This is a genomic window from Rhodococcus sp. S3 (assembly GCF_058211795.1).
On the sequence record NZ_CM177074.1, the window covers coordinates 657,800 to 670,270 of the forward strand.

The 12,471-nt window shown below is 69.6% G+C and carries 11 protein-coding genes; all 11 read right to left on the reverse strand.

What is annotated here, in order from left to right:
- Positions 1-13 precede the first annotated feature (13 nt).
- Positions 14-1,225, reverse strand: a complete 1,212-nt coding sequence (locus AC0LPE_RS03070; RefSeq protein WP_490605583.1) for an MCE family protein — start codon at positions 1,223-1,225, stop codon at positions 14-16.
- On the reverse strand, positions 1,222-2,316 hold the full coding sequence (locus tag AC0LPE_RS03075) for an MCE family protein (RefSeq protein ID WP_490605584.1): 1,095 nt from the start codon (positions 2,314-2,316) through the stop codon (positions 1,222-1,224). Before AC0LPE_RS03075 ends, AC0LPE_RS03070 begins: the two co-directional genes overlap by 4 nt.
- On the reverse strand, positions 2,313-3,530 hold the full coding sequence (locus AC0LPE_RS03080; protein ID WP_490605585.1) for an MCE family protein: 1,218 nt from the start codon (positions 3,528-3,530) through the stop codon (positions 2,313-2,315). Before AC0LPE_RS03080 ends, AC0LPE_RS03075 begins: the two co-directional genes overlap by 4 nt.
- Complete coding sequence (locus AC0LPE_RS03085; protein ID WP_490605586.1) at positions 3,527-4,546, reverse strand: MCE family protein; 1,020 nt, start codon at positions 4,544-4,546, stop codon at positions 3,527-3,529. Before AC0LPE_RS03085 ends, AC0LPE_RS03080 begins: the two co-directional genes overlap by 4 nt.
- Complete coding sequence (locus tag AC0LPE_RS03090; RefSeq protein WP_145692980.1) at positions 4,543-5,559, reverse strand: MCE family protein; 1,017 nt, start codon at positions 5,557-5,559, stop codon at positions 4,543-4,545. The genes AC0LPE_RS03085 and AC0LPE_RS03090 overlap by 4 nt, the downstream gene beginning before the upstream one ends.
- The gene (locus tag AC0LPE_RS03095; protein WP_490605587.1) at positions 5,556-6,713 is read right to left on the reverse strand and encodes an MCE family protein; all 1,158 of its coding nucleotides are present in this window, start codon (positions 6,711-6,713) and stop codon (positions 5,556-5,558) included. Before AC0LPE_RS03095 ends, AC0LPE_RS03090 begins: the two co-directional genes overlap by 4 nt.
- Positions 6,714-6,718: 5 nt before the next feature.
- Positions 6,719-7,579 carry an MlaE family ABC transporter permease gene (locus AC0LPE_RS03100; RefSeq protein ID WP_443209388.1) on the reverse strand — a complete coding sequence of 287 codons (861 nt, stop codon included), beginning with the start codon at positions 7,577-7,579 and terminating at the stop codon, positions 6,719-6,721.
- Positions 7,580-7,604: 25 nt separating this feature from the next.
- Positions 7,605-8,369 carry an MlaE family ABC transporter permease gene (locus AC0LPE_RS03105; protein WP_016692401.1) on the reverse strand — a complete coding sequence of 255 codons (765 nt, stop codon included), beginning with the start codon at positions 8,367-8,369 and terminating at the stop codon, positions 7,605-7,607.
- A gap of 119 nt (positions 8,370-8,488) precedes the next feature.
- Positions 8,489-10,123, reverse strand: a complete 1,635-nt coding sequence (locus AC0LPE_RS03110) for a long-chain-fatty-acid--CoA ligase (protein WP_490605588.1) — start codon at positions 10,121-10,123, stop codon at positions 8,489-8,491.
- Positions 10,124-10,127: 4 nt separating this feature from the next.
- Positions 10,128-11,243: an acyl-CoA dehydrogenase family protein gene (locus AC0LPE_RS03115; RefSeq protein ID WP_016692403.1), complete on the reverse strand. Its 1,116-nt coding sequence runs from the start codon at positions 11,241-11,243 to the stop codon at positions 10,128-10,130.
- 14 nt (positions 11,244-11,257) lie between these two features.
- The gene (locus AC0LPE_RS03120) at positions 11,258-12,442 is read right to left on the reverse strand and encodes an acyl-CoA dehydrogenase family protein (protein WP_016692404.1); all 1,185 of its coding nucleotides are present in this window, start codon (positions 12,440-12,442) and stop codon (positions 11,258-11,260) included.
- Positions 12,443-12,471: the final 29 nt, after the last annotated feature.

Here is a 12,471-nt window from a genome sequence, read left to right on the forward strand (position 1 = left end):
CCCCGCCCGTCGCTCAGTTCGGCGGCGACAGAAGCCCTTCCAGACTCGTCGCCGAATAACCACCGTCGCGGCACAACTGTACCGTGGGGGCGCGGCGCCCCGGGTACTCGATGCACGGCATGTTCCGTGCTCCGCGCACCGCGATGGGGGAGTCCGCCGGCAGCTTGCAGTACAGGTCGGGCGGGGTGTCGGGCACGTCGAACTCGGTGGGTGAGCGCCGCTGTTCCGGCGGCAGGAAGCCGGTGATGCACGGTGGCGGGTCGTTGAAGGTCGCCGTGAAGTAGGTGTTCTGCGACGGGTTGTCGACATTGGGCAGACCCGCCGACTGGGTCGACGCCATGATCGACGGGAACAGCACCAGCATCTGTTCGAGCGACGGCCGGTACACCGCGGCGACCTGCTCGACGGTGACGAGATTGGCGAGCAGCAGGGGCAGGGTCGGTTCGGCCTCCTCGAACAGTGCCTGCACCTGTGCGGCGGCGGGGGCCGTCACGCCGAGGAGTGTGCGCACGTCGCTGTCGGAGTCGCGCAGCTGCGCGGTGGTGCCCGCCAGGGAGGACGCCCAGCGGGCGATCGCATCCGACGACGCGACCTGCGTGTCGAGCAACGGGCCGACCTGATCGATCAGCGCCGCGGTGATGTCCGCGTTCGCAGCGGCCTCGGCGCTCACCGCCGCACCGGCCTCGACGAGGATCCGCAGGGCGTCGCCGGAATCGGCCACCGCTGTGTGGGTCTCGTCGAGCAGCAGGGCGAGGCGGTCGGGACCCACGGACTGCAGCGTGGCGTCGAGCTGGTCGAGTGCACCGCCGATCGGTTCTGGCACGGAGATGCGATCGCGGGGAACGATCGAGCCCGCGGTCAGATACGGGCCGTCCTCGCCGTCGGGCAGGAACTCGACGTACTGCTCGCCGATTGCCGACATGCTGCGGATCTGCGCCGCCGCATCGGCCGGCACCGGAACATCCGAGTCGAGTGACAGGACCGCCTTGGCGCCGCTCGTGGTCATGGTCAGCGACGTCACCCGGCCGATCTCGATGCCGCGGTAGGTGACGTTCGCCGAGGGATACAGGCCACCGGCGTCGGTGAGGTCGAGACGCACCTCGTAGCGCCCCACCCCGAGCAGGGCGGGCACTTCGACGATGAACAGCGCGACGATCAGCACCGCCGCGATCCCGACCGAGAAGAACACCGCCAGTTTGCGGCGCAGCACCGCGGCCGGGCTCATCGGGTCGGCTCCGACACGGGCGGGACGAGCAGTGACACCAGATCCGGTACGGGTCGCCCGCCACCGGTGAGTGCGTTCTCGAAGGGCGTGCCGAGCAGCAGTGCGTTCTCGAGGGTCGGCAGGGTGAGGTCGAGGATGACCGTGCCGTTCGCGTAGTCGCCGCGCACCGCGTTGCGGTAGGTGTCGATGGGGAACGGGAAGGTCAGCAGGTAGCGCAGCGACTCGGTGAGCGAGTCGCCCGCCGACGCGAGCGAGGCCAGCACCGGTTCGAGATCACGCAGATTCGCGACGACGTCGTCGCCGCTCGCCTCGACGACCTCGTTCGCGACACGCCCGAACTGCCCGAGGGCGTCGGCGGCGCGGGTCAGGTCGTCGCGCTGGGTGGACAGCACCTCCATGGCGGGCGCGAGATCGTCCGTCGCCGCGGCGATCTCGGTGTTGTGCTCGGCGACCTCGACGGCGAGTGCGTCGAGCGATTCCATCGCGCTCACGATCTGCTCCTTCTGACCGTCCAGCCCGGCGAGCACCGCGTCGAGACGGGTGAGCAGGGCCCGCACCGACTCCTGCCGCCCGTCCATCGCCCGGTTGAGTTCGCGGGTGATCTCCTGGGCCTGGGCGAGACCACCGCCGCTGAGCACCAGCGACAGCGACGACAAGGTCTGCTCGGTGGTGGGGAACGCACCCGCCCGTTCGAGGGGGATGACGTCGCCGTCCCCGAGCCGGCCGCGGGCGGGTTCGGCGAGCGGGGGAGAGAGTTCGACGTGGGCGGACCCGAGCAGGCTCGTCTGCCCGATCTTCGCGACGGTGTTCTCCGGGAGCACTGTGCTGCCGTCGACCATCACCGTCACGAGCGCATATCCGTCGCCGAGCCGCAGGTCGGCGACCCGTCCGACGGTGACGTCGCCGACGCGGACCCGCGAATTGCGTTCGAGGGTCGTGACGTCGGACATCTCGATGGTCACGGCGAAGGCGTCGTCGCCGCGACCGTGCGTGCCGGGAAGCGGCAGGCTGTTCAGGCCGCGCCACTCGCACCCGGCGGTCAGCGCCAGGCAGGCGAGGACACCGATCGTGCGCAGGACTCGTGTTCTCACGGCGCCCCCGGGGAGAGCAGGTCGGCCAGCGAGGTCGGCGACGGTGCACCGGGCGCCGGCATCAACTCGGGCTCGGTGTAGACGAGCTGGTCGGGCAGCGCGCCCACGCCGCGCGTCGGATTGATGCGCACGGGCGGGTAGTCCATCGCGAGCAGCGGCAGGATCGGGCCGAGATACTGCACGCACAATTCGGACGCGGTGTGCGCGTCGACCTGCTCGGCCGCGGCGAGCGCGGAGCACACGAACTGGGCGGGATTGGCGAAGTTGGTCAGCGACAACGCCGAGACCACCGTGTTGTGCGCGGGCTGGTAGATGCCCTGCAGGTTCGACAACGCCGTCGGTGCGACGTGCAGTACCTGCGCGATCCCGTCACGCTGTGCCGCCAGGGTCTCGGTCAGTGCGGCCGTGCGATCGACGGTCGTGTCGACGTGCTCGCGGTTGTCGCGGACGAACCGCTCGACGTCGACGAGGACGGCGTCGAGTCCCGCCAGGGCGGCGCCCATGTCGTCGCGGTTGGCGTCGAGGATCTCGGTGACGGACGCGAGCCGGTCGTGGAACGAGACGATCTGATCGCCACTCATCGACAGCGCCTCGACGAACACCTGCAGGTTGCCGAGGGTGCCGAACAGGTCGTGCCGGCCGTCGGAGATCGTGCGCATCGCCGTCGCGAGTTGCTGCAGGCTGTCGCGCAGGGCGGGACCGTGTCCCTCGGCGTTGGCGGCCGCGACGTCGAGGACCTCACCGAGCGCGCCCTGCGGGTCGGTGTCGTCGGGCCCGAGTTCGGTCGTGAGCCGCGTCAGCTGTTCGGTGATCTCGTCCCATTCGACCGGGACCGCGGTGCGTTCGACGGGAATCGTTGCTCCCACCGGGAGTTCGGGTCCTCCCGTGTGCGGTGGGGTGAGCTGGACGAAGCGGGCCGAGACCAGGGTGGGGGCGACGATCGCGGCCTGCGCGTCGGCGGGGATGCGGCGGTCGGAGTCGACGTCGAAGCGCACGAGCACGCGATCGCCGCGCGGCTCGATCTTCGTCACGCGTCCCACCTCGACACCCATGATGCGCACGTCGTCGCCGACGTACAGACCACGGCTCGAGGTGAATTCGGCCGCGTACTCGTCGGCCGACCGCCACGGAGCGACGGTGAACGACACCACCGCGACGACGGCGAGAAGCAGGATCGGGACACCCCACGAGATCAGGGGACGCAGTCGCGTCACGGTGTACCTTCCGGCGGCGTGATGCCGGCGTTCTCGAGCGCGGCGGTCAGGGCCGGCTCGATGATCTGCATGGGCAACAGGTTCTGGATGTACGAGTTGAAGAACGGGCCGGACGCGACGGCCTCGCCGAGTTCGGTCGCGTACGGGCCCAGCCGCTCGATGGCCAGGGCGATGTCGTCGCGGTTGCGTTCGAGGATCCCGAGGACGGCGTTCAGCTTGCCGAGGGTGGGTTCGAGTTGTGCCTCGTTGTCGGCGACGAGATTCGAGATCTGGATCGACAGCGCATCGACGTTCGCGAACAGGGTCTCGAGAGCGGCTCGGCGACGGTGCAGTTCGCCGAGGATGCGGTCGGCATCGACGATCAGGGCATCGATCGCGTCGCTGCGCTCGGCGAGGACCTCGGTGACCTGTTCGGCGTGCGCGAGCAGCGCCCGCAGGGATTCGTCCCGCGACGCGACGGTCTCGGACAGTCGCCGCACACCGTCGAGCGCCGCACCGACGTCGTCGGGCGTCTCGCGCAGGGTGTCGGACAGCACTTCCATCGACTCGCGCAGTTGCTCGGTGTCGATCGCCGCGGCGGTGTCGGTGAGATCGCCGAGGGCGTCGGTCAACTGATAGGGCGCGACGGTGCGGTCGAGGTCGATGGTGGCGCCGTCCTCGAGTCGTCCCGGACCGGCGGGACGCACGCGCAGGTTCCGTGCCCCGAGCGCGGTGGCGGTGGCGATCTCGACGGTGGTGTCGGTGCCCAGGACCACCGCCCCGTCGACCGTGAACGTGACGGCCACGGCGTCGTGGTCGATGTCGATGTCGGTCACCCGCCCGGCGTCCTTGCCCGCGACCTGCACGGTGTCGCCGGTGTTCAAACCGCCGGCGTCGACGAATCTCGCCCGGTAGGTCGTGCCGCCGTCGAGGAACGGCAGGGAGCGGATGTTCAGGGCGCCGAGCACGAGCACGACGAGCACGATCGTGCCGACGACGCCGACACGCACGGGATTCATCTCGCGGAACTGGGTCATGCCGGAGCGCACCTGCCCGTCGTCTGCCCGAACAGCGGTGAGGTGACCTTGTTCCCGGACAGGTCGTTGATCTCGATGAGCATGCCGCACAGGTAGTAGTTGAAGAATCCGCCGTAGGCGCCGAGTCGCGTGAGGGCCTTGTAGGCGTCGGGGAGTTCGGTCGTCAGTTGCTCGACGGTCTCGCTGCGCGAGTCGACCTGCGCGGCGACGTTGCCGGTCTCGCGGATCGTGCCGGCGAGCGAGGTGCGGGACTGCGCGAGCAGATCGGTGAGCGACCCGCCGATCGCATCGATGTGGGTGACGGCGTCGCCGACGAGCGTGGCATCCTGCGCGAGTCGCGCGGCCACCTCGTGGGCACGCACCAGCGCGGTGTCGAAGGTGTCGCGGTGCGCGGCGAGATTCGCGAGCACCGAGTCGAGGTTCGTGATCACCTGCCCGACGAGCACGTCGCGGTCGGCGATGTGGGAGGTCAGCGAGGCCGCCTGGGCGAGGACGGATTCGACGGTGCCGCCCTGGCCCTGCAGCACGGTGATGAGATCGGCCGACAACCGGTTGACCTGTTCGGGTTCGAGCGCGCGGAACAACGGTGTGAAGCTGCCGATGAGCACGTCGAGATCGAGTGCCGGCCGGGTCCGGTCGGTGCCGATCGTCTCGCCCGCCGCCATGGGCGTGGGATCACCGGCGCCGTCGGACAATTCGAGATAGCGGTCGCCGACGAGGTTGAGATAGCGCACGGTGGCGATGCTCGCGCGGGTCGGGGTGTACGACGAGTCGACCTCGAAGGTCACGTCGATGCGGTTGTTCTCGCCGAACTCCACGGCGGTGACCCTGCCGACCTCGACCCCGGAGACGCGGACGAACTGGCCCTCCTCGAGACCGGAGACGTCGTCGAAGACCGCGTGGTAGCGCGTGTGTTCACCGAACCGGACCTGGCCGAAGACGACGAACAGTCCGGCCAGGATCAGAATCATGACGAGGGCGTAGATGCCCGCGGCGATCGCGGTGCGTGTCATCCGGCCCCTCCGGTGAGCAGTTCGAACAGCGAGTCGGGGACGAAGACCGGCGAGGTGTTCCCGGCCTCGAACGGATTGGCGCCGGTGTTCGCCACGACGTACGGGGCGGGGGTCTCGTCGGCCGTCACGATCGGCAGGGGACCGCAGCGTGGCCCGCCGGTGGCCTCGACCACCGGAAGGTTGCGCGGATATTCGTACGGGTCGGTGCCGAGCAGGAAGGTCGACTTCAGCATCATCGACGAGCCGTTGCCGCCCGAGGCCGGTTCGGCGAGCTGCCGGGCACGGTCGGCGCCCTGCAGGAAACAGGGGAGCACCGGTGAGTACTCCTCGAGGAGGGAGGCCGTCGGGCGCAGCAGGTCGAGCACGTCGACGATCTGCTCGCTGTTCGGCTCGAACACGCGGCGACCGGCGTCGCCCATGCCGATCGCGGCGAGCAGGACGCGGTCGAGGTCGTCGGCGCGGTCGACGAGGGTCGTGCCGGTGACGGCGAGATTGTCGAACGACGCCACGATCCCGTCGGTGGCTCCGGTGTAGATGTCGGCGGTCGTCTCGGCGGCGGCGAGATCGCGTCGCAGTGTCTCGGTGCGCGGTTCGATCCGGGTGAGGACGGCGTCGGTGTCGACGAGCGCGCGGCCGAGCGACTCACCCTGTCCGCGCAACGCCGACGACAGCGCACCGAGCGTGCGGTTCAGCTTCGCCGGATCGACCGCCTGCAGGACGTCGGACAGCGACTCGAAGACGGTGTTCGTCTCCACGGTCACGCTCGACGCGCGCAGCACCGTGCCCTCGGCCAGGCCGACCGGCCCGGGCGACGGCGGGTCGGTGAGGGTGACGTACTTGGCGCCGAAGACGGTCGTGGCGCGGATGTCGGCGCCGGGGTCCGCGGGCAGCCGGGCGGCGGCGTCCGGATCCAGGCGCAGTTCGATCACCGCGCCGGACGCCGTCTGCTGCACCGCGGTGACGCTGCCGACGTGCACACCGTGCGCCTTGACCATGGCGCCGTCCTCGAGCATCAGACCGGAACGGCCGCTCTCGACGGTCACCGTCACGCCGGGCGTGAACGAGCCGCGGAAGCCGTGGTAGACGAACACGAGAACGAGCGCGGAGACGACGACGAAGCACGTCGCAGCGACCTTCGGCAACCAGGTGGGCACGATCCTCACCCCGCCAGGTGCAGCTGGCGGCTGCTGCCGTAGAGGACCAGGGAGATCAGCAGGGTCACCGTCACCACCGCGATGAGCGACATCCGCACCGCGCGACCCGTCGCGACACCGACACCGGACGGTCCGCCCGTGGTGGTGTAGCCGTAGTAGCTGTGCACGGTCATGACGACCACGGCCATGGTGATCGCCTGCCCGAAGGACCACAGCACGTCGGTGGGACGCAGGAAGGTCGCGAAGTAGTGGTCGTAGACGCCGGGCGACTGGCCGAGCACCACGACGGTCGCGATGCGGCTCGACAGGAACGACGCCAGCACCGACAGCGAGTACAGCGGCACGACGGCGATCAGGCCCGCCAGGATCCGGGTGCCGACGAGATACGGCACCGACTTGATGGCCATGACCTCGAGCGCGTCGATCTCCTCGCTGATCCGCATCGCGCCGAGTTGCGCGGTGGTGCCGGCGCCGATGGTCGCGGCGAGACCGACACCGGCCGTCACGGGCGCGACGACCCGGACGTTGACGTAGGCGGACAGGAAACCGGTGAGCGCTTCGACACCGATGTTGCCGAGCGAGGTGAAGCCCTGAACGGCGACGGTCGCGCCGGCGAACAGGGTGAGGAAACCCATGATGGCGACGCTGCCGCCCACCATCGCGAGCACACCGGTGCCGAGACCGATCTCCGAGACGACGCGCAGTGTCTCCCGCGGATAGTGCCGGGCCGCTCGCACCGTCGAGAACAGCGCGCCGACGAGGAAGACGACCTGGCGCCCCAGGGTGTCGATGCTGCGCGAGATCCCATGGCCGACGCGGCGCACCACCTGCGCAGTCCGCCCGGTGGCCGCCCCCGTGACACTCATCGGCTCATCACCACGCTCATCGCGTTCACCGACCCATCACTGCGATACCGATCGAGGTGAGCAGCATGTTCGCGAGGAACAACGCGACGAACGCGAAGACCACCGTCTCGTTGACGGCCTCGCCGACGCTCTTCGGGCCGCCGCTGACCGAGAGTCCGCGATGGCACGCGATCAGGCCCGCGAGCAGACCGAAGACCGCCGCCTTGATCTCCGAGAGCAGCAGCTCACCGGGACCGACGAGCAACGTGACTCCCGCGGCGTACGCGCCGGGGTCGACGTTCTGGAGTGTCACCGAGAAGAAGAACCCGCCGATCAGGCCGATCGCGCACACCGCCCCGTTGAGCGTGACCGCGACGGCGGTCGACGCCAGTGCGCGCGGCAGCACGAGCCGGGCGGCGGGGTCGATGCCGAGTACCTCGAGCGCGGCGATCTCGTCACGGATGGTGCGGGAACCGAGGTCGGCGGCGATCGCGGTGGCGCCGGCCCCGGCGACGACCAGCACCGTCACGAGCGGGCCGATCTGTGTGATGGCGCCGAGCCCGGCGCCCGCTCCGCTCAGGTCGCCGGCACCGATCTCGAGCAACAGCGAGTTGAGCGTGAACACGACGAGGACGGTGAACGGGACGGACATCAGGATCGTGGGCACGAGCGACACCCGGGCGATGAACCAGAACTGGGTGAGGAATTCGCGCCACTGGAAGCGGGAGCGGAACAGGGCGGTGAACGCGTCGAGGGACAGCGCATAGAAACCGCCGAGTGCGTGTGCGGTCGCGCGTGGCACCGATCCCATGAATCCTCGCTTCTTCCACGGTCGCATCGACGAAACCGCGTCCCGACCTCTCGGGTGCGCCGAACATACTCCAGGGTATGTAGAGCGGCAAGGGAGCGATCCCGGGTCCCGGGACGACGCTATCGCGCAGAAGTGCCGACGGAGGCGGGTTCGAGAAGGTGCACCAGTTCGTCTGACAACAGCCGGAATTCGGAATCACCACGTTCCCGGAGCCACACCGGATCGCTGCAGGACCAGCGTTCGGCAGCCAGGGAACGGGTCAGGACCTTGAAGGTCGCGGTGCGGGGGAACTCGCTGCAGACACGGATCAGACCGGGCATCTGCTTGGGTCCGAGATCGGTCTGCGCATCGAGGAAACGGGCGAACGCCACCGGATCGAAGTCGGAGCCTGCCGCCGGGATCACCGCGGCCATCACGCGGTCGCCGACGTTGCGGTCGGGCACCCCGTACACCGCGACCTGAGCGAAGCCCTCGTACCGCATCAGAATGCGCTCGATGGGTGCCGCACCGAGATTCTCCCCGTCCACCCGGAGCCAGCCCGAGCTGCGTCCGGCGAAGTAGACGAAGTCGTTCTCGTCCCGGTAGGCGAGGTCGCCGCTGTGATAGCGCCCGTCGCGGAGTCGTTCGGCGTCGGCCTCGGGATTGTTGTAGTAGCCGTCGAACAGACCGGCGCCGCGCACGTTGACCAGTTCGCCCGTCGCGGCGTCGGCGTTGGTGATCCTGCCGTTCGCGTCGAACACCGCGGGAGGGCAAGGTCGCCCCGTCTCGGGGTCGAGGATCTCGATGCCCTCGGGAAGCCGGCCGAGGGCGCCGACCGGTGCGTCGGGTGCCGACGCGATCGCGATGCCGCCCTCGGTCGAGCCGAACCCGTCGACCACCCGCGCGCCGAAGCGCCGCGTGAACTCGGTGACGTCGGCGGCCGACGCCTCGTTGCCGTACACGATGCGCAGCGGGTTGTCGTGGTCGTCGGGCTGCTCGGGAGTCGCCACCACATACGACAGCGGCTTGCCGACGTAGTTCGCGAAGGTCACGCCGTAGCGGCGGACGTCGGGAAGGAAACCCGACGCCGAGAACCGGCGACGCAGGGCGATGCTGCCGCGCGCCGCGAGCCCGATCGACCAGCCGGCGATCATCGCGTTGGAGTGGAACAGCGGCATCGACACGTACACGGTGTCGTCGGGGCCGAGACCGAACCGCGTGGCGAGCATCGTCGCGGGATCGGTGAACTTGCGGTGCGTGCACCGCACGGCCTTCGGGTCGCCGCTCGTGCCCGACGTGAAGATCAGCATGAACAGGTCGTCGGGGGAGGGCGCGGCAGTCTCCACGACGGTATCGGCGAACGGGGCGAGCATCGTCGTCCACTCGGGGGAGTCGACGTCGATCACCCGCACGTCGCCGAGATCCACACCGTCGAGCAGGGACGCATGGGCGGCCTCGGTGAACACGACCCGGCAGTCGGCGAGCGCGATGTCGCGGGCGAGCGCCGCGCCGCGCCGGGTCGTGTTCAGGCCCACCACCACCGAACCGGAGAAGGCTGCGGCGCCGAGCAGCAACGAGAACTCCGGGACGTTGTCCATGAGGATCCCGATGTGCTTCGGCGCCGGGCCGTCGAGCAGGTCGCGCAACAGTGCGGCGCGTCGCCGGGACTGCGCGACGTGCTCGCGCCACGACAGTTCGGTCTCCTCGAAGCGCAGACCCCGATCGTCGACGTCGGCGAGTCGTTCGAGCAGTTCGGTGACGGTGAGGGCGGTCATGCGATCAGGCCGGGACGTCGGCGAGTTCGCGTCCGAGCGCGCGCAACTGGTCGGTGGCGGAGCCGAGCAGGAACTCGTGGTGCTTGGCCGCGAGGAAGTAGCGGTGCACCGGGTGGTCCTCGTCGAGCCCGACACCGCCGTGCACGTGCACGGTCGTGTGCGCGACACGGTGTCCCGCATCGGCCGCCCAGAAGGCCGCGGTGCGCAGGGCGTCGTCGTGACGCTCACCCGAGGCCATGCGGAAAGCGGCCTGCCACAAGGTCAGTCGCACCGCCTTGACGTCGATGTAGGCGTCGGCGAGTCGCTGGGAGACGGCCTGGAAACTGCCGATCGGGCGGTCGAACTGGACGCGTTCGCGCGCGTACTGCGCGGTGAGCTCGAGCGCCTGTTCGAGGACGCCGCACTGGTAGGCGGCGGAGCCGAGCAGGCTGCGGTCGCGCAACCACGTCGCCACGGCGAGGCCGTCGGTGCCGAGGACACGGTCGGCCGGGAGCGCGACCTGCTCGAGGGTGACGATGCCGCGACTGTCGAAGTCGGTGGTCTGCTGGCGGGTGATCGAGACACCCGGATCGTCGGGTCGCACGAGGAACACCGCCACCGAGTCGCCGACGGTGGCCGGGACGAGGAAACCGTCGGCGACCGGCGCGGCGTCGACGACGATCTTCACGCCGTCGAGCACGTGCCCGTCGCCCGTGGCCTGCGCCCGGGTCGCGGGGGCCGTGGGGTCGGGGTTCAGTTCCTCGGCGAGCGCGGCGGAGAGGATCTGCTCGCCGGTCGCCGCGGGGCGTCCCCACTCGGCCTGCTGCTCGGCGGTGCCGAACTCCGCGATCGCCGACGCGCACGCGGCGATCGAGCCGATGTACGGAACGGCGGCGACGCCGCGGCCGAGTTCGCGCAGGATGCTCGCCTGCTCGAGCGGCCCGTACCCGTCTCCGCCGAGCGACTCGGGAAGAGCGGCGCCGAGCACGCCCGACGATGCGAGCGTGTCCCACAGGGTGCGGTCGATGCGGTCCTCGGAGGCGTCGAGTGTGCGCAGATGCTCGTTGGTGACGATGTCCGCGACGATGCTGCGGGTCAGTTCTGCGAGATCCTGCTGGGCCTCGGTAAGGGTGAAGTCCACGTGCGCGTCCTTTTCTAACGCTTGGCGGGCGGCTGGCCGAGAGCGGTCATCGCGATGATGTCGCGCTGGACCTCGTTGGTGCCGCCACCGAAGGTGAGGATGAGGGAACTGCGGTGCATGCGTTCGATCCGGCCGCGGAGCAGTGCGCCGGCCGAGTTCTGCCGCACTGTCGCCGCGGGGCCGAGGACCTCCATGAGCAACCGGTAGGCCTCGGTCGCGAATTCGGTTCCGAACACCTTGTTGGCGGAGGCGGCCTCCGGGCCGAGCGGGGTGGTGCCGGCGCTCGAGGCGATGTCCCAGTTCATCAGCTGCAGGTATTCGGCCTTGGCATGGACGCGTGCCAGATTGATCTGCACCCATTCCTGGTCGATCACCCGTCGCCCGTCGGGCAGATGCGTCTCCTGCGCCCAGCGCCGGACCTCGGTCAGCGCGGTGCGCACGGGACCGGCGGAGGTGAGCGCGACCCGCTCGTGGTTGAGCTGATTGGTGATGAGCGCCCACCCGCCGTCGACCTCACCGACGAGCGCGGACGCCGGGACACGCACGTCCTGGTAGTAGGTGGCGCTCGTGTCGGGGCCGGCCATCGTGTGCACGGGGGTGTACGAGAAGCCCGGAGCGTCGGTCGGCACGATGAAGACGCTGATCCCCTTGTGCTTCTTGACATCCGGGTTGGTGCGCGCGGCGAGCCAGACGTAGTCGGCGTAGGCGATCAGGCTCGTCCACATCTTCTGCCCGTTGATGACCCACTCGTCGCCGTCGCGCACCGCGGTGGTGCGCAGGGAGGCGAGGTCGGTACCGGCGCCGGGTTCGGAGTAGCCGATCGAGAAGTGCAGTTCGCCCGCGGAGATGCGGGGGAGGAAGAACTCCTTCTGCTCGTCCGTGCCGTAGTGCATGATCGTCGGCGCGACCGAGTCGATGGTGAGGAACGGCACGGGCGCGCCGGCGATGGCCGCCTCGTCGGTGAAGATCAATTGGTCCATCGCGGAACGGTTCTGACCGCCGTACTCCTCGGGCCACCCGAGAGTGAGCCAGCCGTCCTTGCCCATCTGCTGCACGACCTCGCGGTACACGTTGCCGGAGCCGTACTCCCCGGTCGTGGCCGCGAGCGCCTCGCGGCGCTCGGGTGTCATGATCTGTGCGAAATAGGCCCGCAATTCCTCGCGGAGGGCTTGTTGCCCAGGGGTGTAGGAGATGTCCACGAACGCTCCGTTTCGTCGCTGCGTGTCCC

Coding starts and splice junctions, on each gene's coding strand:
- AC0LPE_RS03070 (WP_490605583.1), bottom strand. CDS start 1,225: ATGAGCCCGGCCGCGGTGCTGCGCCGCAAACTGGCGGTGTTCTTCTCG.
- AC0LPE_RS03085 (WP_490605586.1), bottom strand. CDS start 4,546: ATGACCCAGTTCCGCGAGATGAATCCCGTGCGTGTCGGCGTCGTCGGC.
- AC0LPE_RS03090 (WP_145692980.1), bottom strand. CDS start 5,559: ATGACACGCACCGCGATCGCCGCGGGCATCTACGCCCTCGTCATGATT.
- AC0LPE_RS03100 (WP_443209388.1), bottom strand. CDS start 7,579: ATGAGTGTCACGGGGGCGGCCACCGGGCGGACTGCGCAGGTGGTGCGC.
- AC0LPE_RS03105 (WP_016692401.1), bottom strand. CDS start 8,369: ATGGGATCGGTGCCACGCGCGACCGCACACGCACTCGGCGGTTTCTAT.
- AC0LPE_RS03110 (WP_490605588.1), bottom strand. CDS start 10,123: ATGACCGCCCTCACCGTCACCGAACTGCTCGAACGACTCGCCGACGTC.